This window comes from Ruegeria sp. YTSA064 (assembly GCF_059610325.1).
The window spans coordinates 59954-82081 of the sequence record NZ_JBXWNK010000017.1; the positions used below are offsets into that span (position 1 = coordinate 59954).

The following is a 22128-nucleotide window of genomic DNA, read 5'->3' on the forward strand; positions in this document are numbered from 1 at the left end:
TGTAAAATAGACGAAATTGGGACCCAGATTGCAGCTGCATGTATCGGGCATCTAAGACTTCCAATGACTGCTTGGCTTGCTTAGCGTTCTTTCGCCAGATCGGGGCGGATGTCTAATTTGCGGAACCATCCGTCGATTGCATCGCATAAATTAGGCTGTCTGTTTGCTTAATCGAAAATGCCTTCGCCCTGCTCGTCGATCACCTGTTTCGCCTTTGCGATGCTGAAGCTTTCGCCCTGATCCCGGGTCTCAAAAACATCCGCCCGGATCACTGTATGGGTCTTGCGATTTCCGCCGATGGTCTTTTCGATACGGGCTAGAAGGCGGTACTTGCCACCTTCGGGCATCAGGTCCGGAAAGATTTCGAACCCTCTGTAAGAGACTGGCTCCGGCTCCGACTTTTCACCACCACAGAAGAGTTTAGAGAAGAGGGACATTGGGCGGCTCCTTTCAGCGTTGCTATGACGGGAGACTAGCGCCGCTTAGGACAGGCGTGAAGCATGTCGTGCTATCACAACATTTGCCTTCGATCCGTTGGCACGCTCCTTGCGTTGCCTAGTACGTCCAGATCCGCGGTAGAAGTCCATTCCCCACACCACGCTCCCTTGTAAGACTGTCCAGACCGCCATTCTGACACGCCGCCGCCGACGACCGCTTTGAGCCCAAAACCGACACCGAAGAAAATGCAAGACGACGCCAAAAAGTAGCGTCGCCCGATAGTCGCGGCTGTCGCTTTATTCTACCAGTTCCAGATCACCAGGACGCCAGGTCTTGTCGAACCAAGGCTCGAGCGGTCCGTAGAGGCGCATCATCACGTTGAAGCTTTGCCCGGGCATGGTTTGCGCCCAGTTGTTCTCCCAACCTTCTGGGGCTTCCGGGCCAAAATAGATGCTGGTACTCCCATCCTCATTCGGTTTTATCCCCGGTCGATTAGAGTCGATACCACCGGATTCCAGGTCAGTTTCAAGGATCGACCGTGTCTGTCCGCTATACAACATAAACGACGCAAAGTTTTTCGCGGGAACGGGTGCCGGGAGAGTTACCTTGTAGGTTTTTGAGCCATCCAGGTACTGTCCGTTGTTGTCTCGCGCCGTCATCGCATAGACAGACCCCGTACCGACCGGTGGCGAGGTCATCGCAGGCGTTATGCCCGTCGCCATATAGAAAAAGTATGAACGGTCATCGAGTATGCGTGCACCGTCCTCAAGAAACAGATAGCTCTGACGTTGAAACGGTGAGTTCCATTGCCGGTCTTCATAAAAGAAAACTCCCGGATCGCGCGAGGCATACGTAATCGCTCGCGCCGTGGCGTTTGCTATCGCTGCTGCCTCCTTGAAAATGGCCTGCATACGGGCATCGGGTTCGAAGGGCTCGCCCTTCCTGATCCCTATGGAAGCAAACGTTCCTACAATTTCCGGACTGAACGCACCAATTGGATTGTTTTCGAGCGCGACGTGGATCTCTTCAAAAAAGTCTTCGTTGTTCGCGTGAACGGTGTTGTGTTGGACGCCTGAGATATTCAGGAAAGTTTCCGCGGGTGGATTATCTGCTTCACTAAGCGGATATACATTCAGACCCGCCTTGATCTCGGCAACGGGCCCAGCTGTATCTCCGTCTGCGTCCGGTGAGCGTCTCAGCAACAACCAGTGCTCGTTTGTCTTGGTGCGAAGCTCGAAGAACCCGTCGGGCACCGGAGTTTCATCATCGTTGTGCAAGAGTAGGTATTTGCCACCTTCTCCCTTATCCGCGCCGAGCGCCCCGATATCCGTCACGTAGTCAAACGCGGCATCATCCAGCAACCCAAGCAGACCTGCCGGAACCTCAATCACCATCGGGCCATCAGAGATATCGACATTCGAACCAATGTAGATTGTGGTGGTATTGGGCGTCAGCCAGATGGATCGCGCGTCCAGCAGGTCTTCTGCAATCACGACGTCATTAGGATGGACGCCTAAGTCCTCGTACCCCTGAAACATAGCTCGAAGCGAAGCGATTTTCATACCATCCAGGAAAGCCGTCGTTGCTCTGATCAGATCAAGGTTGTCGAAGACCTTCTCCACCGTCTCAGGTGATGGCATACCATCGAAGAATTCCAGATCACCAAGCGTCTGGGTCTCGACCTTGTCTGGTGTAAGAACATTCTCAGGAACGTCGGCTTTGAATTCTTGAGCTGAAGAATGCGATGCGAGTACCAGGGCAGTCAGCACAGCTAACGACTTTGTTTTCATTGTTCGCTCCATTGGGAATTACTGTTTGTTTTGATCAGTTTACTTTTTCGAGATCGCCCAGCATCCAGCCACTCTCCAGCCATCCTTCTTGCGGCCCATATAGACGAAACAAAAGGAAGTACGGCTCTGTGGTTGGTATCCAGTTGCTTTCCATGCCTTCCGGTGCTTCTGGTCCAAAAAAGATGTCGTAAGAACCGTCTTCATTAGCCTGCATCGCATCAGTGTCGCGCTCGGACAAACCGACAGGATCAACGTTCCGAATGAAGCTCTTGGTCTCCATCGAATAAACAATCACGGACCAGAAATCGTCGGCAGGTGTATCCGCTGGGACGTTCAGTTTATAGGTCTGATTGTGATCGTACATTTCCCCGTCGCTGTCGCGCAGGCCTGTCAGATAAAATGTACCTCCGCCCAGTTGTTTCGGCAGGTATGTAATCCAGAAATAACTGCCGCCCGCACGCGCATCCACAAGGACTTCGGTCTCAGTCTCATAGGGGAAACCAGCCTCGGGTTGACCATCCGCGAAATCCCAAATCAACCACTGGCTCCTCATCTCGCCGCTATCGTCGACCCAAAGTGGGATCATGGCTTTCCCGGGCGTCACAAAGTAGTTCTGCATCGAGGCGTACGCGAGCAACAATCCCTCGTTCATTGCCTGCATTTGAAGTTCACTTGGTTCGAAAGGCTTTCCCTTCTCGATCCCGAGATCTTTCAGAAAATTCACCATAACCTTGTCTTGTGGACGGATCGGGTTGTTTTGAACGTAATCGTTCAGGTCCTGAAAGAATGTCTCGTTGTAGTATGGAAGCGAGTCGTACGGCACTTCTGACGCTTCGAGATAGTTGTTGGGTGGCGGATTGTCGGCCTCGGACAGGTAGTACACTTTGATCGTCTGAGCGTACTCGGCCGCATCGGCGTCCGTTCCGCCATTCGTCAGTTTTGGCCGGAACGAAAAACCATATTCGTAGGTATCTGTTTCAAAGGGAAGGTATCCCGCCTCAGTAAATTCCTCCAGGGACATATCCCCTTCGTAGCCTGGGGGTAGCATGAGGTACTTGCCGCCGGCACCTTCGTCGAAACCATCGGGACCAACGTCCACGATAGGAACATCCCAAGCATTCACGATTGTACCGAAGTAGTTCACCTTTTCGGTGGCAGCGGGCACTTCAATGACAAGGGGACCGGGTTCCGAGGTCATTGAAGCCCAAGCATAGGCCGTAACATCGTTAGCCGTAAGAAACCCATGTTTGGAATCGAACGGCTTATTGAGATAAATGATGTCGTTGTAGTCGCCACCGAGGTCGCGGCGAATGCCCTTCAGAAAATCGATCATACCAGCGGCGGGCATTCCCCAGATTGCAGTCTGAGTGGCGCGCTGCACCATGATCTTGTAATCGATGTCCTCGACTTCGGCTGATCGTGCAAGGATGTCACCCGTGTCATTGAAAGACTGGGAAAGAACTGGCGAGGAAGAAATACCCACAATAAGCGCCACGCCAAAAAGACGCGTCGACAAACCGCTGCGTGATGGCCCAAGTATTTTCATGGCGCAATGCTCCCTGCTGTTTGTGGAAAGCTTGCACATCCGTTCAGCCGATGCGTATCATTTCACGACACGCGGGCGAACAAGCGGGTTGACGGATTGAACCTACCACCGATGATTTCGGCCAAGGCCTTGGGCGCGATGCCCCAGTTTGTGCTTGAGGCCGCTGGGGAAAGACGCCTGTTGCGTGCTTTTGACTCTGCCGATCTTCCTGTTCACTTCATTGAGGAAAGAGGCGGTTACATCTCGGAGCATGCCTTGGCGACCTTTGTGCACGAAGCCGCACGATCCTCGGGACAACAAAACATCGGATTGTTGTGGTCACCATATCTCACTGTCGCTGACTACGGCGCCTGGGGGAGTTACGTTCTTTTTGCTCCAACGCTGGGGGCAGCGCTAATACGAGCTTCTGCCGTCATGCCATTTCATTCGTCCACGGATCGCGCGTGGCTTGAAACTTCGGGCACTAGCGCGCGCTACTGTTATCGTTTTGGACTTCGCTCGCATTTCGCGTATCCGGACATCGGTTTCTCGGCCGTTGGGGTTTTTCTGAGCATATTCCGCGCGTATTTAGGAAACGACTGGAAGCCATCGGCCGTGCTCTTGGACTTCCCGAAGGTTCCTGGATTTGTCGAGGCAGAAGACACCTACGCTTGTCCTGTAATCTGGAACGCCACCCGGCTTGGGGTTGAGTTTGATGCATCGACTTTGCGAGCCGAAGCCACGCCCAAAAAACTTAGCGGCGGCTCGACAACTGTCGGAGATATTTCTCGTGAACGATTGGGCGGCCCCCCCCAAACACTTCGAGGACAAGTCGAAGAGGTGGTTTGGCAACAACTTCATCGGGAGGAAATGTCGATTGATGCCACCGCGCGTTCGCTCGATCTTGGCGTTCGCACACTACAACGGAAGTTAGCAAGCGAAGGGGTTCGTTTTCGCGAAATCGTCAACGATGTTAGGGTAGCAAGGGCCGAGGAACTCCTCACAGATACGCGCGAGACAGTCTCCGGTATCTCATCCATGCTAGGATATGAAACCGCAAACAACTTCAGCCGCGCATTCAGGAAGGTGACGGGGCTGACGCCCTCTGACTATCGCAAGATGAACTCCGGTCATAGTTGACTTGTGGGTCGCGAGACCAGCCTTCGAATGCCTGCTTTGTCCGCATAGCAGTCATTTATGCCTTGTACAGCGATTGTCTACTTGAGCCCAAAGAGTCAAATGCTGCATCTTGCTTAAATGTCAGTTCCCAGGCGCAAAACAAAAGACGGGTTTGTCCTAGGTAGAAGCGACGCAAACAATCTGATCGAGGTTGATTTGACAGTAGAATTGCAGAACCTGATGCTAGGACAGCGAAATTAGGAGTGTTTGTATGTCCTTCAAACAACAGTGCCAGGAGGTATTCGACCACTATGTCGCCTGCTACCGAAAAGGGGACGCCAATGGATGCGCTTCCGTGTTTGCAGCGCAAGCAGAGATGTACTCTCCCTTCGGCCCACCTTCCATTGGAAGGCAAGCTATTGAAGACACACATGCAGAGTGGGTCGCGGAAGGTGGAGAAGACAAAAAAATCAATGTCTCTAGTGCAGGTCGAGACGGCGAACTCGGCTGGTGTCTTGCAGAATTTAGCGAAGGCACGACAGGTGAAGGCGTTTCGCTGAATGTGCTTGAGCGACAACCAGATGGTCGATGGCTAATCACCCTATGCAGTCTTAATGAGACGCATCCCTAGAATTTAAACAGCTTGCTGCCGTCTGTTCCCATGCGTCGAATTGCCGATGTTAAATAGTTTTTATCTAAACCAACCGAGCCGAGCTAAATTGAAAGGAATCTACCATAGCCTCGCAATTGAGTTGTTTTGTTCGGTTTTGGGTTGAATTGTTCCAAGAATAACGCACTTTTGGCTGAGTTATGGTGCGTTCAAGTTGATCAAGCCACTGTACGACAATCGACAATTGAGCGCGTATAGTGAACCGTGCAATCTTATGGGAAAATCGTGCAAACCTATGCGCAAATGCTGTGCAAAATTATGGGCGAAGACACCCAGATTTTCTGAATAAAATCAATGATAAGAATGCAGCGTTATGCGCGTCCCTACAGATTTTGTAGGTTTGCGCATAGCACTTCGCACACCCCATAAGTTTGCGTAGTTCGCCCATAGTTTTGCGCTGCGCGTTTCTCTGCATTAGGACGAATTCAATCAGTGTATGGCTTAGTCGTTGCGGTTATGGCCCTTTGCATTGCTCAATCCCGCAAAGGGCCTCCCTAAGGAACCTGGGATTCTCGCGAAGGTCTGCGATGCGCAGAAAGCGGACTTTGCAAAGTCGAGAATAAAGGTCCGTTATGGACGTTCCATCGCTGTCCTGGGATTTCCTGGTATCGGTCGGGTGGCCGTTGCTACAGTATGTTTAGAAGCTTTGAATACCCAGCGTTCAAAACAAGAGCCGCAAGTGTCCCTGTTATCGTCGCCGGTATACCCTGCTTCCAGGTATCGAACACTAGATGGCAGAATATCGCTCCGACAGATGTGCAGAGCAACGCAAGTGCTCCTAGCGGCCCGATCCACGACGATTGAAACCAGATGGCAATTGCCCCGAAAAGTTCCCCGCATCCGACGATGAACATGATCTGCCTGTTGAGGCCGTAGCTTTCGAACATGCCCAACTGGATTTCAAAGACCTTCTTTTGCCACCCAAAAATCTTGATGGATGAAGCAAAGAGAAAAAATGCAGATAGAAGACCGACGGCGATGTTCAGGAGCAATGCTAGTCCTTCCGGTTTGATTTCTTGTAGGCTGCCGGAGATACGCCCGTCCATTTACGAAATGCTCTGGAGAAGGCGGTTGGGTCGGCATAGCCAAGCCTTTGCGCTGTCTCGCCGACGGATTTATTGTCTTTTGCCAGCAGGCGTTCGGCTTCTTCCTGCTTAATGCGCGCGATCACTTGGGACGCCGTTTGACCGTAAGGTTCCAGCCGGTTGTTCAGTGTTTCCTGATGAAAGCCGCAAAGGTCCGCAAGCTCATCCACACCAAATCCTGAATCCGAAAGATGGACCCTGATTAGGCCTTTCAGTCCCGCAAGGAAATCCTGCGGGGCGGCCAGATCTTCATCCATAACCCTGTAGTCTGGGGGGTTTTCCAGTGCCTCTGGTCGTAGTCTGTAACTTAACCAGCTGGAGGGAAACCTGATCGAAAAACCTTGAGGATTGCACTTGATTGCCCGAACGCCGTGAAACTGACCGGGCAGCGCATCCGGGTCACTGACGCGAAGAATGACCTGGTTGGGGTCCCACCTGAAATCCAGGACACGGTGCAACAGGGATATCCATATACTCGTCAGAAACGCGTCGGTTTGGCTGGGAGAAACCGAAATTTGGAAGTTCCTTTTGGCACTGAAATACGCGTGCTCTCCTTCAACAAAGAGGGATTGCGTAACGGCATTGGATTCCTTGGAAACCGCTTGTGTGAACCTGGTAAAGAAGTCTCCCAATGTAAGGGCTTCTGCCAGCATATCGCCAAGCGGGAGAAATTTGACAAGGTCAACGGATTGCCCGACCCGTGCGCAAAAATCCGTTGAAGTGGCTTCTGCCACGGCCTGATAGATCTGGTAGACGGTATCGTGGCGCAGGAAATTCTTCGGGTCCATTACCTGCGCTTCGTTCAACCCCAGAGGATCAAGAACAAACGCGGGTTCGACCCCTACGCTGCGAAGCGCTGCGACAACCGAACCCGCAACTGAAGCCCTGACGAGTGGCAGCGACTGATCCGTGTTATTACCAAGTCTTCTTGTCATCTCTTCTCCAGAAATTCGCAATATGCCCGAGTGTAGGAAATTCCCACAATAAAATTATGAAATCTTGCAGTTTTCCAAAACTATTTTTCACGAACCGGCAAATTGTCAGGCATCAAGTTATTCGAATTCTATAATGACTCCTAAATGCGCCTTTTGCGATTCTTGTTGATAGGAGCCCTGATGAACGGATGTCTGATGCGCATACTTGTGCCCGCAGTACTAGCTGCGAGCCATCTGTTTCCAACTCATGCCGCTGCACAGGAAGAAAGTTTCCCGATCCTTTTCACAAATGTTCATGTCTTTGATGGGGTGAACGAAGCGCGGATCGAGAACGCAAATGTTTTGGTCGTTGATAACCTGATCGCCGAGGTCTCGACTGAGCCGCTTGCCGTCGCCAATGCGCAAATCATCGACGGTGGTGGGCGCACACTGATGCCCGGAATGCATGATCAACACGTGCATCTTACGGTGTTCAACCCTCTCAGCGATGGGTTGCGCCAGAATATAACACCCTTTCACCTTGGCGGCGTCGCGACAATTCGGTCTGAACGCATCCTGATGAATGGGTTCACCACTGTCCGGGACCTAGGCGGACCAGCAAAATCCATCGCTCGCATTATAGATTCCGGCATGTTTCCAGGGCCGCGCATTTACTCGTCTGAAGCCTTCATCACCCAGACATCCGGGCACGCGGACTTCCGTAAATTGAACGACCGGCATCCCACACTGTCTGGGCAAGGACCATCACATTGGGTCGAAAGTGAAATGAGCTTTATAGCCGATGGGCCGGATCAGATCCGGATGGCTGTACGCGAGAACCTGCGCCGCGGGGCAACCCAGATCAAAATTATGGTCAGCGGCGGTGTTACGTCCGAGTTCGACCCCCTGCATTCGCTTCAGTACCAAGCCGATGAAATCCAGATGGCAGTCAAAACCGCCGAACAGTGGGGCACTTATGTGACCTGCCATGTGTTCACTGAACAGGCGATCCGAAACTGTATCGACAATGGCGCGAAAACCGTCGAACACATCCCGTTTCTGACTCCGGAAGTGGCCGAGGTCATGGTTCAAAAACAGATCATGTTTGCGACCGCCGTGGCTCCGGTCTACTCGGTCTCCACCGAGCAGGCCGAAGCATTTTACACACCCGCGTCGTTTGCGAAGTGGAAGACGGTGCGGGATGCCGCGGCCAACATGATTGAAGTAATTCAAACCACGCCAGGCATGATCGATCTCTACACCCTGGGCACTGACCTCATCAACAACTGGGACCAAACGCTAGAGCAGGACAAGAAGATGAACGACGAGTTCAAATACCTGCTTGAAGCGAATTTCACACCCTTCGACATTTTGCGCATCGCAACGTCCAACGGCGCGCGCATGAACCGTCTTACAGGTTTGAACAATCCTTTTCAGGACGGCCCGCTGGGTGTGGTCGAAGAGGGTGCATACGCCGATCTTCTATTGGTCGATGGGAACCCGCTGGAGGACATCCTGCTGCTGTCCGATCCCGACACCAATCTAAAGATCATCATGAAAGATGGCGTGATCTACAAGAACACACTCGACTGAGTGTCGCGTGGGGTGAACTTACCTCGGCACCCCGCGCACTAAATTTTAAGGGAGAAGAAAGACATGAGTATTTCAACAAAGATAGCCGCTGCCGCGAGCCTAATCGCTATCACGGCCACTGCCGTGTTTGCACAGGATACCCAGCCGCAAACCCTGTTCACTAACGTCCATGTCTTTGACGGTGTGAACGAGGCGCGGATCGAGAACGCCAGCGTTCTGGTTGAAGGCAACTTGATCAAAGAAGTGTCCACCGAGGCTATCGACGCGCCTGGCGCGACGGTTGTGGATGGAGGTGGTCGCACATTGATGCCCGGGCTGATCGACAGCCACGTCCATCTGAACCTGACCGGTCTGTTCACAAGCTTTGGTGGCGCGGAATATGCGAATTGGGACGGCGTCGGCGCGATGGCGGTCGCAAACGCGCGTGATTACCTTATGGATGGGTACACAACGGTTCGCGATGCCTGTGGCCAAGGTGATGCGATGAAAAAGCTGATCGATCAGGATATCCTTGTCGGGCCACGGATTTACCCGAGCGGTGCGTGCATCGGCCCACAATCTGGTCACACGGACTGGCGCAGCCCTCGTGCCCGGGCAGAAGGTGGCCCCGTCGCACAGGTGGAAGAACTAAATCTCGCGGTCGTTGCAGACGGCGTAGACGAAATCAGAACGGCCGCGCGCCGAAACCTCAGCTATGGGGCCACGCAAATCAAGCTAACCGTCGGTGGCGGTGTTTCCTCGGAATTGGACCCGCTTTGGTCTGTGGGATACGGCGTGGAAGAGATCAGAGCGGCCGTAGAGGTCGCAGCCTTTTTTGATACTTACGCCTTTACGCATGCATACACGGACGAAACTGTCCAAATGGCACTGGATGCGGGCGTCAAGGTCATTGAACACGGCCAGATGGTCACAGAAGAAACCGTGAAGCGCATGGCTGATGAAGGGATATTTTGGTCGCTCAACACCGCCGGATTCTCACCGATCCTGTTTGAGCACCCCAACTTTGCACCGGGTACGCCGGCAGGCATCAAGCTTGCGGTTGCACATGACCAAAGCAAGGATCTCATCACACTTGTCAAGAAATACAAACCCAAGGTCGTGCACAACGTTGATACAGTACTGTCAACGCTCGATCAGGGTCGTGCCCATCGCGATTTCGAAAAGTACCAGTTTGCTGATTGGTTCGGCAATCATGCCATGCTGGTCTCCGCTACGTCGACCGCGGGCGAACTTGCGCAGCTGACTGGCCAACGTAATCCTTATCCGGAGCAGTTGGGGGTGATCCAAGAAGGAGCCTACGCCGATATCCTGATCGTCGATGGCAACCCGCTGGAAGATCTTTCTGTCTTGGGCGCCCAACCGAAATGGTTTGACGCGGAACCGCGTGAAGAAGGTTTCGACACCATCCGTGTCATCATGAAGGACGGAAAATTCTTCAAGAATACGCTGGAATGAAAGGAAAGTGGGGTGGTCTATCTTTGATAACCCCACACTTCAGCCAAGAAACCTTCCCTGAAAGGAAAGACTGTGAAACATCTCAGCCTTGGCGTCTTTATGGCGATCTGTGGTTCAATTGCCGCAGCTGAAGACGCCGAAAGCATGCGTACGTTTTTGTTCATTGGCACGTCCAATAGCACCGCTTGGGAAATGCAGATCGCCAATCCGGGGGATCGCGCAGCCTCGGTGAAGGGCGGGATCGAAGCGCTCGGTGGAGAGCTTTTGAGCTATTACTGGGGACTTGGGAACGGGAAGAACTACATCACCGTCTCCCTGCCAGATGACCCTACCTTTATCCAAGCCTTCTATGTTAGCCGCCTCGGCGATGGCCTGCTTGATGATTACCAGATGATCGAGTTGATGAGCAGCGCCGACATGGCTGCGGCGCTGGAACGTGTTTCCGAAATAAAAGCTGTGGATGATGTAAAGTGATTGGAGTTTTGTCGCACCAGAGATCGTACCTTCCATCACGACCGACCCTTTCCACCGCGTTATTGAGCGCCTTTGCACTATTTGCCGGTGCTGCTGGCGCACAGGAAAACGCTGGTCAGGCCAAACTGGAGGCCGCAGCCCAGGTATCGTTGGGTGGTCCGGGATCAGCCAGCGCGCAGCAGGAGCAAGACAGGTTGCGCCGGCTGGAAGATTCGCGTTGGCCCGGTTTGGACCGTGCCATTGATCCAGCCGAGAACGCTTTGGGTCGATTTCGGGAAAACACCGGATTAGCCCTCAGCTTCGACTATCAGGCGCTATACCAGCGCAGTTCTCACAGCCTGACCGGGCAAGACGAATCTGCATCCGGTCAGCTCAGGATGATCGGGACGTGGGAATTGGCAAACCGGGGTGGTGAAAACCCGGGTAGCCTTGTCTTTATTCTGGAGAACCGACACCGGTTGGGCCAGTCCATTGCACCTTCAGCGCTGCCTGCGCAAATTGGGTATCAAGGGGCAACCGCGGTCACGTTTGGGGACACAAACACGACCTTGTCGGTAGCTTACTGGCAACAAGCCTTCGCAAACGGCCGCGGAGGAGTGGTGGCGGGTCGGATCGATCCGGGCGACTACTCTGACATTCTGGGTTACGTGAACCCACGAACGACCTTTTCGAACTATTCGATCCTGTTTAGCCCGGTGCTGCCAATCCCCGATCCAGGTTTTGGCGTCACCGTCGGCGGCTATCTAACGGACCAGATTTACGCGTTAGGGGTAGTTAGCGATGCCAATGGGTCTCTCACAGACATTGAGTGGTTTTCCGGGGGTAGCGAATTCTACAAATACGCCGAGATCGGCTGGACGCCCGAAAAATCAAAACGATTTCTGACAAACGTTCATCTGGGGATGTTTCACACAGATGCGCGCCGACAAGTTGGCGTACCGGAAACATATGGAGCCACACTTTCTGCCAACCATACATTCGACAGCCAACTGATGATTTTCGGACGGCTGGGATGGTCCAATGGCGGGGGTGCGCTGGCCAGGCGTGCAGTCAACGCAGGCTTGATGTGGCGACCTGGCACCTACGATGATCTCCTTGGCATAGCGGCCACTGTTGCCGACCTGACGACACCAGGATTGCCCAGTCAAACGACACTTGAAGTTTTCTACCGTTTGGACCTGGCCGACAATCTGGCACTGACGGCAGACGTGCAATACCTGAAAAATCCCGGATCAAACTCGAACGACCCGCTGGTCTTAGGACTGAGACTGAGGGTCAATCTTTGATGCATGCCGGTTAGTAGTTTCCGTTCGGGCTGCATTTTTGCCGGAACGGGCGGGGGCGGCAAGTGAGTGGGTCGCCCCCAACTATTTTTGATGGCAGACCTTTCCGGTCTCCTTACGATCTCTTCAGTCTTTATGTGGGAGCTTTAGTGTCATGGCGCGATACATCTACGGTTTGGTTATTTTGCTCTTTGCTGCGGCGGTATCGACGTCAAACGCTGTTCCAGCGTACGCACAGAATGCTGCAACTGAACAGGAACCTGCTGCGGTACAGCAAGAAGATCTCTTAACTGAGGTTGCCGACAAATCAATTTCTGCCGGTGACCTGGAGATACTGCTTGTTCCGCTGACGACTGATGAGCTTTCAGAAATTGCTGTTGCCTGGCAAGACCATGTTCGCAACCAACTTGAAGAAATTGCCCGTATTAATCTTAGCCTTCAGGCCGGAAACGAAGCGCAAGAAGATGACCTGAGATCACAGCTTTCTTTGATAAACGATACTGGCACTGTAATTTTGGATAATTACACTCTGGTCTTGAACGAGTGGGCCTTAAAGGGTGCCGCCGAAGAAGACCTGAAACCGCATACCGATTATGTCTTAGCGCTCAAAACTGGCGTGCTTAAAACAACGGATTTGCAGACGTTATTTCACAACGCTCTCCAATGGTTGGTTTCCTGGGAGGGAGGTGCTGGTCTTTTATTGGCTGGGCTGGGTGTTTTGGCGGCTGTTTGGGTTATGATGTTTGTCGCGAAAGTGGTGCGTCGTCTATCTGAGCGCGGCCTTGAAAAGATACCTACAATTTCGCGGATGCTTAAGAAATTCATTGCGACCGCAGTGTTTTGGGCGGTCTTTATTCTCGGCATTCTGGTTGTACTTGCCCTGTTTGGTGTGAATGTCACTCCTTTGTTTGCAATATTTGGTGGTTTGTCTTTCATTCTTGGCTTTGCGCTTCAGGAAACGCTAGGCAATCTCGCCAGCGGTCTGATGATCATGGTTTTAAAGCCATTCGATACCGGAGACTATATTCAGGTTGGCGGGTCATCTGGTTTTGTTGACGAGATGTCGGTCGTTTCGACAAAAATCCGAACCTTCGACAATCAGATCATCATTGTGCCGAATAGTAAGATCTGGGGTGACGTAATCACAAATGTCAGCGCATCTGATGAGCGTCGCGTCGATCTGGTTTTTGGTATCGCGTATTCAGACAATGCTGCCCACGCAATCAATGTGCTGAAAGAATTGGTCGGAAGGCATGAACTATGCCTGAAATCGCCTGATCCAGAAATATTTGTTGGTGAGCTTGGCGACAATTCAGTCAATATCTTTTGTCGACCGTGGTCTAAGTCTGACGACTATTGGACTGTCTATTGGGACCTCACAGGACAAGCCAAGGAACGGTTTGACCAAGAGGGAATATCAATACCGTTCCCGCAGCGCGATGTTCACCTGATCCCAGTGGAAGGAGTAAAGACATGAGAGCATTAGTAATATGGATGATGTCCTTTCTGCTTCTTTGCAGTGTCGCCTCGGCTCAGTCAGAAGAAATACTGCTGCCACAGCAGGAACGAGAAGATCCCGAATTCATAGCACCTGTTGTTGTCGATGGGGATGAACTTTTTGTCGTCCGCGGATCCAGCGCATTGCCTGCAACGGACAGGGCCGCAAAGATTGAAGAAAGAATTACTCAAGTCGCGGATAGATCAGAGAGCAAAACGGTCGACATCCAAATCTCCCGGGCTGAATTTGGACAACTCGTACGCGTCGACGGCCATATGGTCACTATTACCACTCAGGCTGACGCCGACCACGAACAGATGGACATTGAAGTTCTGGCCGGGCTGCAAGCAGAGGCCATCGAAAATGCCATTTTAAAGTACCGGGAAGCGCGATCCAGCGAAGGCCGCGTTGACAGCACCTTGGCCGCTGTTGCTTGGACGGCGTTGTTTGCACTGGTGTCATACTTCTTCTTTGCCAAACGGAAGAAGTTTCTGGGCTACGTCAGAAACAACTTGGAAAAGAGAGCGGAAAGCGTCGAGGAAGCTACAAAGTCAATCCTACGAAGCAGGGCAATCGCGTCTATCATCGTTTATTCAATTCATGCTTTGATGTGGGTGCTGTTTCTGTTTTTTCTCTACTACTACCTGTCCTTGGTATTGCTGTCGTTCGCGGAAACCCGGGCCATTGCTCAAGTTCTTCTTAAGTACGTCAGTGAGCCATTGATTACCGTTGTGCTGGCTGTCATTGGGTACATCCCAAATCTGATCATGCTGGTAATTATAGCAGCTGTAAGCCGGTTTGCGATCCGTGGCCTCGATCTGTTCTTTGACAACCTGGAGAACGGGGCGTTTGAAATCAAAGGTTTCGAGGCGCACTGGATCGCGCCAACAAACATGCTGTTCAGGGCTTTGGTTATCGTGATCGCGCTGGTGTTCGCTTACCCATACATTCCGGGCTCAGGTTCCCGGGCGTTTCAGGGTTTGACAATTCTCGCCGGCATCATGGTCTCGTTAGGGTCCAACACGGTTGTGTCAAACATGATGGCAGGTCTGTTTGTCATCTATCGACGTAGTACGAATGTTGGTGATCGAATAATGGTCGGAGACAAGATAGGGGACGTGACCGAAATCAAACTCATGGAAACACTTATCAAGTCTATCAAAAACGAAATGATCAGTATTCCAAATGCTCAGTTGTTGAACTCAGAGGTCGTGAACTATTCGCGAAAAGTCGATGGTCGAGGCCTTGTCGTTTACACAACTGTCGGGATCGGGTACGAGGAGCCGCCAAAAAAAATCACGGCAATGTTGATAGAGGCGGCTCATCGCACACAGGGATTGAGAAAAAGCCCGGAACCTTTTGTACTTTGGACACAGTTGGCTGACTATGCCATCAATTACGAAATCAACGCGTACACGTCTCGGGGATCGAGTTTGCCTAAGATTCTGTCTGATCTACACCAAAACATCGTGGAAGTGTTCAACGAGAACAGTACGCAAATTATGACACCGTCCTACATGGCTGACCCGCAAAGTCCTAAGATTCCCACTGAGGAATGGGATGGAAAGCTTGCTCATATAGCGGAGTAAAAGAATACCAAGCCCACTCTGGGTCCACAAAACCCCGCCCTTGCAGGTTGTCGGATTAGTTTGATTGATCCAGAGCTATGGGTAGGATTAATGCAATAGTTTTCAGAAAGTTTTGGGGTTCCAGATGATCAATTGGACATTTACCGCAATAGTAACGCTTCTCGCGAGTGGCGCTGTTGCCGCTGGTATGGAGCCGTGGGGTGAGTCCGGCGACTGGAAAATTTTGATCGACCCCGAGAAAGGAAACGGCTGCCTCGCGTGGAAGCCCTTCGAAGACGACATGACAGTTGAGATTGGCGTCGCACCCAATCAGGCTGGCGGTTTCTTCGCCGCTTACAATCCGACCTGGGTTCAGATTGAGGACGGATCAACCGGTATCGTGAACTTCGATTTTGGTGACGCAAAGTTTGAAGGCGAAGCCATAGGTGTTTTTAAAAATGGCGTCCCCGGGGGTTACGCCTTTTTCGACAACCCTGCGTTTGTAACCGAATTCGGCAAGCGCCAAAGCGTCACGATTATTGGTGAAAGTGGAGCCGAAGTAGAACTTGATCTAAGTGGGTCCTCAAAAGCCATCGGGGCCGTTTTGGCATGTCAGGCAGAACAGCCTGAACCACTCAAGAACTAGGTCGTGACCGACTATTGAAGCTGATTCATGTCTGGCACGCACGGTTGCCTGTCTGCCGGCATCGCATCAGCACCTTCCGGAGCCTTGTTTCTGGATCCACCCACATCCAACTTGAACTTCGGTGACGAAAGTTGGCCAGTCACATCAAACGGCCACGCGCTACGGGATAACGGTTTGCCAACTCGACGGGGTTCTGCCCTGATCGCAATGAAATCTTTGACCCAATCCACTTGGCCCTTGGCCACCAATTGAACAGAACCCGTTTCAACCACGATGGAGTCTGAGCTTACCCGGCCGGCTTCGATGCTAATTGGTGCCACAACGCATGTTATGTCCGTGTAACCTTGACGGAGTTCCTCTGAAAACAGCCATGGGAAAATACCAAGCCCTGCCAACTCCAGAAGGCTGGTGCTGACATAGCCTTGTGACATCGATAAAGAAGCAGTGCCGCGCATGGAATTCACAAACGCATTGCCAGACGCGGTATTGCCTGAAACGTTGAACTCACCACTCAATCGCCCATATGCATCTATCCCGATACCCAGTTCATCGAGAATCTCTCCGAATTCCCATCCTGAAGTTGACCCCGACAAGGAGAGCCAATCAGGTGAGTCAATCAGATCCATCACTGCCCGTAGGCTGAAGTTTCCACCGCCATAAGCCATCTGGAGCGGGCCAAAATCTACGGTCCCTTCTTTTGCAGACAATTGGCTGGAAACAGAAGTTACGCCTTGTTGGCCAACAATCTCCTTAAAGTCGATCTGTACCTGAACGTCAGCCTCTCTCAGTACGCGCTGCACATCCAGAAGATCGGCTGGCTTTCCTTTCTCCTATGGTAAAACCAGGGGCTGTACGTTGGTTTCCTTCGGTAGAACCAAGGGCTGTACGTCGGTTTCAGGATCTTTTGAAGCGTCGCCTACCAAGCTTTTAAGCTGGTCCAGCGTAGCGGTCAGGTTTTTTAGATCGTTTAAATCGAGCCTTTTACTCGCAACGTTTCCGCGAATTACAGAAGCGCCCTCGGGAAATTTTGCATCCAAAGCGGCCAGAAGGTGTGACGAACCGGCTTCAAACTCGATTGAGGCAGTGAAGTCCTCGCCCTGCTTCGACGTCACTGCATCGACGGCAAGTGCGCCAATCTCGACAGGTTGCAATTTAAGCGCAGTCAGAAAACTAGCTCCGTCGCTGACATCCAGTTCCACGTTAAAATCAAGGCCTGACAGCCCTTTCAATTCGCTGACCGATAGCGCGAGGTCAAGCGCCCAAATATCTGTGCCATAGGTGGTTGCATTAAACCTGTTGAGCGAAACAGGCCCTCCTTCATTGGACAAGCTGAAGTCGGCATTTATGCCACCGAGCTGATCGACAAAATCTTCATCCATATTTGGCAAAATCAATTTGGCCGGCCCGTTGAGTGTGCCTTCGAAAGTCACGTCCTGAAGCTGAAGCAGGTCGAGAATTTCGCCGTCGGCCTTTAGAATTGGGTCCTCAATGGGTCCAGCCTGTAAGGCGATGCCCAGCATCGCAAGCCGACCATCGGGCATGCGGCGAATGCGTTCGATAGAGGCTGGCCCGATCACGTCCAGGCCTTGATCAAATGCGTTAGTTTGGAACAGAAGTTTCTCGAACTCGAAAGACGCAAGTGATCCTATCATGTGCATTTCAAAGGCTGTGAACTTCAGCTCCTGGAAACTCTTTGCTGCGTTCGGCGGCTGCCCCTCAGGATAAAGCCGCGCGTCGAATAGCAGATCAACGCCCCTAGCTGTGTAGAGGTCTTCTATCGATCCTTCTGCTGTAAGTTGCTGTCCGTCCTCAAGGTTTACGGTGGTCGTAAAGGTCTCGATTTTCAGAGCATCCTGAGAAACAAGCTCTGCTTGCAACTGGCCATTCCCTTCCAGAACTCGCTCCAGCCCAATGACTTCAAGAAAGTCACCGAATTCACCAGTGTCCATCTGCAAGACAGCACGATAGCCACCTCCCTCGCTTTCCGAAAAAGGTTCGCCGTCGTAGCTTACCGTCATTTCGCCAAAATTGGCGCGCGTCGCAAACGGCGCACTATGAGGATAGTCACCCTCGATTTCGAAACTTTGGCCGTTGACGGAGCCTGTCCCCGAGACCTTTGTTCTTTGCCCTTCGTCTACCCGTTCCAGAGCGAGAGACTGGAGGTCAAACACGAACGAAAAGCCAGAGGATTGATCATCAATGTTCAACCCAATGGATGTGAAAGTTACATTCTTGTCGCTCAGGAATGAGAGGATTCCACTACCTTCTGGGTCGCCCTCATTGGATCCGCCGGTCTCAGCTATAGCCTCTTGATTGTCCTCTTCCGTGGCGTTTTCGGGTTCAGGTTTTGGCGTCGGTCGGCCTTTTCGCCAACTTGTAGTGCCGTCAGCAGCTGTAAGGAAATTCGCCTGGAGACCGTCAACGACGAGGTTGTCAAAGTGCAGACGTCGATTGGCCAAAGCAGCAACATCCAATTCCAGTTCCAGAAGGTTCAATTCCGCAAGAGATGTTTCCGGCATAGTTTGGCTCGGGATAACCACACCACCGACGTAAATGTGGGTAATGCGTCCAAGCGCGACACTTACATCGTCATTAACCACAATCGGTTGTCCGATTTGTTCAGAAAGGACTTTTTCGACCAGGTCACGTCGCATCTCCGAGAATAGCGGCGCAGCAAGTAGCAACCAAACAAGTGCGATTGTTGCAAACACAAGTAGTACGACAATCCCAATTGTTCTAAACAGCCAAGTCCTCATGCATCCCCCTGACGTCGCCTACGCCGTTTTGTCTATCTGCAATTCGGCGTTTGCCAATCTACTGAAAAAGTTGGGCACGTAACTCGGTTCTCGCGCGCCGCGCATTTCGTGCTCATCGGTCCAAAGCTGCCAGGATACGGGCATCCCGTTCGTAAGGGTCCTCGCGGAAATGAACGACCCCGTCTTCGACCCACGCTGTCCAATATGTCAAAAGAACCGGCATTGGCTCAGGTAGATCAACGCGCGTTGTCTTTCCGCTATCCAAAATGGACTGCATCTTCTGCCGGCTCCAATCTGGCTCTCCCTCCATCAGAAGGCTCGCGAACTCGAACGGATACTCAAGGCGAACGCAGCCGGAACTGAGATTTCTCTCGTTTCGGTCAAAAAGGGTTTTGTCGTTTGTGTCGTGCAAGTATACAGCATATTTGTTTGGAAACATGAACTTAACCAAACCCAGCGCATTGTCTGGGCCCGGCTGCTGAACCAGGGTCACGCCGGGGTTCTTCGCCCCCCAGTTTACGGCGTTTGCGGGGATTGTCTGGCCATCCTTGTTCCGAACAACATAGTTGTTGCGTGTCAGATAGGCTGGATCCTTGCGGATGCGCGAAAGTTTGTCTTTACGAAAAATCGAGGCGGGAACGGTCCAGGTGGGATTGAATTCCATATACTTGATTTCGTCTCGGAACACTGGGGTCTTTCGATAGGCTGACCCTGTGATTGATCTAGTGGTCCAAAGCGTGCCATCCGATGTGACCAAATATGTGCGGGCTCCTGCAATGTTCACCAGCACGAATTCGTCGTCGACTTCCCGCATAAGCCAGCGGCCACGTTCCAAGCTGAGACGCAGCTTGTTAATTCGATCTTCCACCGGTTTGTTTAGCGATGCGAACGTCTTACCGCCAATGACCCCATCGGCTTCTAATCCATGCCGACTCTGAAAAGATTTGACTAATTTCACCAAGTTATCGTCGTAAACCCAAGCTGTGTTTATGCCGTTTTCACCGTCTTCAGAAGAACCGCTTGTTTCAACGAAGCCTTCTGCCGCCAGCCTTTCGCGCAGCTTAGCGACAGCAGGGTCCACCATCTCTGGTTTAAGAACGGTTTCATCCGGAACATTGGTCCAACCGCCCTGTAAAGCAATGGCCCTATACTTACTCAGTGCTTCGACAAGCATCGTATACTGCGCATTGTCGATATCGATGCGTTCGATTAACGCGCTAAAACCTTCACCTTGAAGAAACTGATTCAGGGCAACGGCTGGGTCTTGTTGAATTACCGGTTTTGAGAAGTTCCAATCATCGTCCAGTGCATTTGGGTCGACTTTCCCAAACACCAAATGATGAACCAGTTTCACCGCAGCGTCCGTTGCCAGAATATCGAACAATGCTTGATTAGAAACATCGCCAGTTTGGGCGGCCTTAAATGCGGCTTGAAGCTCCGCTATGTCAAAATCTTCCGGTCTGAAGCCCTGTTCTATAGCGCCATCCAACTCCTCCAAGAGTTCGTCTGCCAATTCATCGCGTGTCCACGCAGGAGTGAAGCCCCTCTCTTCGTAAAAACGCGGCACTAGGATTTCAGCATCCAAGCTCTTTCTGTCAGGTAGCGTGCTACTCACGTCCAACTTGGCACCGAGTAGAGAAGCAATCTGCTCTGATATCTCGTTTGCGACACTTGGGTTGGGGAATATTGTTACCAATGCAGTTAGCGAAATCGCGACTAACGACTTAACGTGACCCACCAATACCTCCTGCGGCTTCGCGCTATATGCTGTCTCTATGTGGGAGGATACTCATACATAATGTATAATCAAATCGTAATTTATGATTTTAGTATGGCCATTTGATTGGAGGGTTCGAGTGCTGTGTGTATATGCAGGGGATTGACGCTGAACGTCCAAACGATCCTGTGGACGAGGCGGCCCTGTTGAATCTACTGTCATTGCAGTATCGACGGAGTTGGGCGGGTTATGGCGACATTTGTATTGGTCCACGGAGCGTGGCAAGGGGGATGGTGTTGGGCTCGCGTAGCCGCCCTTCTGCGCAGGGACGGCCACGACGTTTTCACCCCGACACTGACAGGGTTGGGTGAACGTGCTCACCTCGTTAGTGACGAAACCGATCTGGCCATGCATATCGAGGATGTCCTAGGGGTAATCACGTGCGAAGAACTCTCTGACATTGTTTTGTGCGGTCATAGCTATGGCGGCATGGTTGTCACCGGAGTGGCGGATAGAGCGCCCGACCACATTCGCTCACTTGTGTACCTCGATGCGCTCGTACCGGGCGATGGGCAGGCGGCCTTGGATGTTTTGCCTGCGGATATCGCGGCAGGGCTTCGTGATAGTGCCGCCGGTGGTAAAGTCGCGCCGGGCCCAGCGGAGGCTTTTTCGGTGAATGGAGCAGACTGTGCGTGGGTGGACCGCCGAAATGTCGCGCAACCACTCAAGACATTTGAGCAACCGATGCAACTGGTGAGCGGCGGAGCCGAGGTGGTAAAGCGGACCTACATCTATGCCACCGGCTGGGTCCCTGGGCTTGGCCAACCGTTTTTTGAGCGATACCAGTATCAGTCGGGGTGGACGGCGATTTCGGTGCCATTCGGGCACTACGTGATGATCGACAAGCCTGACGACTTGGCCCGAATGCTAATGTCCGCGATTTGAATTTGGCCGCCGGATCCTGCACGAGCGCGCGGACAGCGAAATCGCCCGCATAGGAATAGTTATTGCTTCTATCCCGATTGTCCTACTTCAATCAGCGCTTCGGGCGAGATGCGCCGTAGCTCCGCAAGTGAATCCGCGTCTCGACTGATCAGCTGGCATTGATCTCAAACCGAAGCTTCAGCTTCAATGGCAGGCAACCGATCTCGGCGCCGTCACTTTCGGATGCTCGATAATGAGTATGCGGTACTAGCTAGGAAAATAAGATCGGCTCAGACAAGGCGCTCGACGTTATCTTGGCCAACAAGTCTCTCACAATTGCCTTAGAACTGTTTCCCACTGACTAGGGTTGAATTTTTTCGACCAGAGTGCACTCTTGATTGTGGATGAGCGTCTAAAGTCGATTGAGCTGAGAGAGGACTACTATAAATTGAACGAATTCTACGCACCGCGCAAACTTATGGGCAAAAAATGCAAACTTATGCGCAAATCTCGCGCAAGGTTATGGGCGTAGAATCCGTAATTTTCTGAATGTAATCAGTGTTGGGCGCGCAACGATATGCGCGCGCCTACAGATTTTGTCGTTGCCCCGATAGTTATTCCGGGCATCCTTCTGGCGGCCTGGATCATCGCCAGCGGAGCAGACACCCACATT

At 52.1% G+C, this 22128-nt stretch carries 18 protein-coding genes; 10 read left to right on the forward strand and 8 right to left on the reverse strand.

Annotation, left to right across the window (positions count from 1 at the left end):
* Positions 1-167: 167 nt before the first annotated feature.
* The 3 genes from AC2FI7_RS21290 to AC2FI7_RS21300 form a co-directional block, all read right to left on the reverse strand.
* Positions 168-437, reverse strand: coding sequence for an HlyU family transcriptional regulator (locus AC2FI7_RS21290; RefSeq protein WP_496816915.1), 270 nt, complete (start codon positions 435-437; stop codon positions 168-170).
* Between the two features lie 297 nt (positions 438-734).
* On the reverse strand, positions 735-2228 hold the full coding sequence (locus AC2FI7_RS21295; RefSeq protein WP_496816916.1) for a DUF1254 domain-containing protein: 1494 nt from the start codon (positions 2226-2228) through the stop codon (positions 735-737).
* Between the two features lie 34 nt (positions 2229-2262).
* On the reverse strand, positions 2263-3774 hold the full coding sequence (locus AC2FI7_RS21300) for a DUF1214 domain-containing protein (RefSeq protein WP_496816917.1): 1512 nt from the start codon (positions 3772-3774) through the stop codon (positions 2263-2265).
* A 180-nt stretch (positions 3775-3954) separates the two neighbouring features.
* Here AC2FI7_RS21300 and AC2FI7_RS21305 point away from each other — a divergent pair, with 180 nt between their 5' ends.
* Positions 3955-4893 carry a helix-turn-helix domain-containing protein gene (locus AC2FI7_RS21305; protein ID WP_496816918.1) on the forward strand — a complete coding sequence of 313 codons (939 nt, stop codon included), beginning with the start codon at positions 3955-3957 and terminating at the stop codon, positions 4891-4893.
* Between the two features lie 250 nt (positions 4894-5143).
* Positions 5144-5503 carry a YybH family protein gene (locus AC2FI7_RS21310; RefSeq protein WP_083828989.1) on the forward strand — a complete coding sequence of 120 codons (360 nt, stop codon included), beginning with the start codon at positions 5144-5146 and terminating at the stop codon, positions 5501-5503.
* Between the two features lie 665 nt (positions 5504-6168).
* On the opposite strand, the gene AC2FI7_RS21315 is transcribed toward AC2FI7_RS21310, so the two are convergent.
* Complete coding sequence (locus AC2FI7_RS21315) at positions 6169-6588, reverse strand: DoxX family protein (protein WP_050806434.1); 420 nt, start codon at positions 6586-6588, stop codon at positions 6169-6171.
* Positions 6537-7562, reverse strand: a complete 1026-nt coding sequence (locus AC2FI7_RS21320; RefSeq protein ID WP_496833611.1) for a helix-turn-helix domain-containing protein — start codon at positions 7560-7562, stop codon at positions 6537-6539. Before AC2FI7_RS21320 ends, AC2FI7_RS21315 begins: the two co-directional genes overlap by 52 nt.
* 180 nt (positions 7563-7742) lie before the next feature.
* Here AC2FI7_RS21320 and AC2FI7_RS21325 point away from each other — a divergent pair, with 180 nt between their 5' ends.
* From AC2FI7_RS21325 to AC2FI7_RS21355, 7 genes are all read left to right on the forward strand, one after another.
* A complete protein-coding gene (locus AC2FI7_RS21325; protein ID WP_496816919.1) occupies positions 7743-9134 on the forward strand; it encodes a metal-dependent hydrolase family protein in 1392 nt (463 codons plus the stop codon).
* A 63-nt stretch (positions 9135-9197) separates the two neighbouring features.
* Entirely contained in the window at positions 9198-10589 is a 1392-nt protein-coding gene (locus tag AC2FI7_RS21330) for a metal-dependent hydrolase family protein (RefSeq protein WP_496816920.1), read from the forward strand.
* Positions 10590-10661: 72 nt separating this feature from the next.
* Entirely contained in the window at positions 10662-11063 is a 402-nt protein-coding gene (locus AC2FI7_RS21335) for a hypothetical protein (protein WP_010438197.1), read from the forward strand.
* A 62-nt stretch (positions 11064-11125) separates the two neighbouring features.
* Positions 11126-12349 carry a carbohydrate porin gene (locus AC2FI7_RS21340; protein ID WP_029621684.1) on the forward strand — a complete coding sequence of 408 codons (1224 nt, stop codon included), beginning with the start codon at positions 11126-11128 and terminating at the stop codon, positions 12347-12349.
* Between the two features lie 151 nt (positions 12350-12500).
* Complete coding sequence (locus AC2FI7_RS21345) at positions 12501-13823, forward strand: mechanosensitive ion channel family protein (protein ID WP_496816921.1); 1323 nt, start codon at positions 12501-12503, stop codon at positions 13821-13823.
* Positions 13820-15433, forward strand: coding sequence for a mechanosensitive ion channel family protein (locus AC2FI7_RS21350; RefSeq protein WP_496816922.1), 1614 nt, complete (start codon positions 13820-13822; stop codon positions 15431-15433). Before AC2FI7_RS21345 ends, AC2FI7_RS21350 begins: the two co-directional genes overlap by 4 nt.
* Before the next feature lie 124 nt (positions 15434-15557).
* Positions 15558-16058 (forward strand): hypothetical protein, encoded by a 501-nt coding sequence (locus tag AC2FI7_RS21355; protein ID WP_010438188.1) that lies wholly within the window; start codon positions 15558-15560, stop codon positions 16056-16058.
* Positions 16059-16069: 11 nt separating this feature from the next.
* On the opposite strand, the gene AC2FI7_RS21360 is transcribed toward AC2FI7_RS21355, so the two are convergent.
* From AC2FI7_RS21360 to AC2FI7_RS21370, 3 genes are all read right to left on the reverse strand, one after another.
* On the reverse strand, positions 16070-16723 hold the full coding sequence (locus tag AC2FI7_RS21360) for a hypothetical protein (protein ID WP_496833613.1): 654 nt from the start codon (positions 16721-16723) through the stop codon (positions 16070-16072).
* Between the two features lie 165 nt (positions 16724-16888).
* Positions 16889-18814: an AsmA family protein gene (locus AC2FI7_RS21365; RefSeq protein ID WP_496833615.1), complete on the reverse strand. Its 1926-nt coding sequence runs from the start codon at positions 18812-18814 to the stop codon at positions 16889-16891.
* A gap of 112 nt (positions 18815-18926) precedes the next feature.
* Positions 18927-20399, reverse strand: a complete 1473-nt coding sequence (locus AC2FI7_RS21370) for a L,D-transpeptidase family protein (RefSeq protein WP_496833617.1) — start codon at positions 20397-20399, stop codon at positions 18927-18929.
* A gap of 381 nt (positions 20400-20780) precedes the next feature.
* On the opposite strand from AC2FI7_RS21370, the gene AC2FI7_RS21375 reads away from it, so the two are divergent.
* Positions 20781-21476 carry an alpha/beta fold hydrolase gene (locus AC2FI7_RS21375; protein ID WP_496816927.1) on the forward strand — a complete coding sequence of 232 codons (696 nt, stop codon included), beginning with the start codon at positions 20781-20783 and terminating at the stop codon, positions 21474-21476.
* The last annotated feature ends 652 nt before the right edge of the window (positions 21477-22128 follow it).

What these genes read in the sequence shown, in the direction of transcription:
- AC2FI7_RS21290 (WP_496816915.1), bottom strand. Translation starts at nt 437, where the DNA reads ATGTCCCTCTTCTCTAAACTCTTCTGTGGTGGTGAAAAGTCGGAGCCG.
- AC2FI7_RS21295 (WP_496816916.1), bottom strand. Translation starts at nt 2,228, where the DNA reads ATGAAAACAAAGTCGTTAGCTGTGCTGACTGCCCTGGTACTCGCATCG.
- AC2FI7_RS21300 (WP_496816917.1), bottom strand. Translation starts at nt 3,774, where the DNA reads ATGAAAATACTTGGGCCATCACGCAGCGGTTTGTCGACGCGTCTTTTT.
- AC2FI7_RS21310 (WP_083828989.1), top strand. Translation starts at nt 5,144, where the DNA reads ATGTCCTTCAAACAACAGTGCCAGGAGGTATTCGACCACTATGTCGCC.
- AC2FI7_RS21315 (WP_050806434.1), bottom strand. Translation starts at nt 6,588, where the DNA reads ATGGACGGGCGTATCTCCGGCAGCCTACAAGAAATCAAACCGGAAGGA.
- AC2FI7_RS21320 (WP_496833611.1), bottom strand. Translation starts at nt 7,562, where the DNA reads ATGACAAGAAGACTTGGTAATAACACGGATCAGTCGCTGCCACTCGTC.
- AC2FI7_RS21325 (WP_496816919.1), top strand. Translation starts at nt 7,743, where the DNA reads ATGAACGGATGTCTGATGCGCATACTTGTGCCCGCAGTACTAGCTGCG.
- AC2FI7_RS21330 (WP_496816920.1), top strand. Translation starts at nt 9,198, where the DNA reads ATGAGTATTTCAACAAAGATAGCCGCTGCCGCGAGCCTAATCGCTATC.
- AC2FI7_RS21345 (WP_496816921.1), top strand. Translation starts at nt 12,501, where the DNA reads ATGGCGCGATACATCTACGGTTTGGTTATTTTGCTCTTTGCTGCGGCG.
- AC2FI7_RS21350 (WP_496816922.1), top strand. Translation starts at nt 13,820, where the DNA reads ATGAGAGCATTAGTAATATGGATGATGTCCTTTCTGCTTCTTTGCAGT.
- AC2FI7_RS21355 (WP_010438188.1), top strand. Translation starts at nt 15,558, where the DNA reads ATGATCAATTGGACATTTACCGCAATAGTAACGCTTCTCGCGAGTGGC.
- AC2FI7_RS21360 (WP_496833613.1), bottom strand. Translation starts at nt 16,723, where the DNA reads ATGGCTTATGGCGGTGGAAACTTCAGCCTACGGGCAGTGATGGATCTG.
- AC2FI7_RS21365 (WP_496833615.1), bottom strand. Translation starts at nt 18,814, where the DNA reads ATGAGGACTTGGCTGTTTAGAACAATTGGGATTGTCGTACTACTTGTG.
- AC2FI7_RS21375 (WP_496816927.1), top strand. Translation starts at nt 20,781, where the DNA reads ATGGCGACATTTGTATTGGTCCACGGAGCGTGGCAAGGGGGATGGTGT.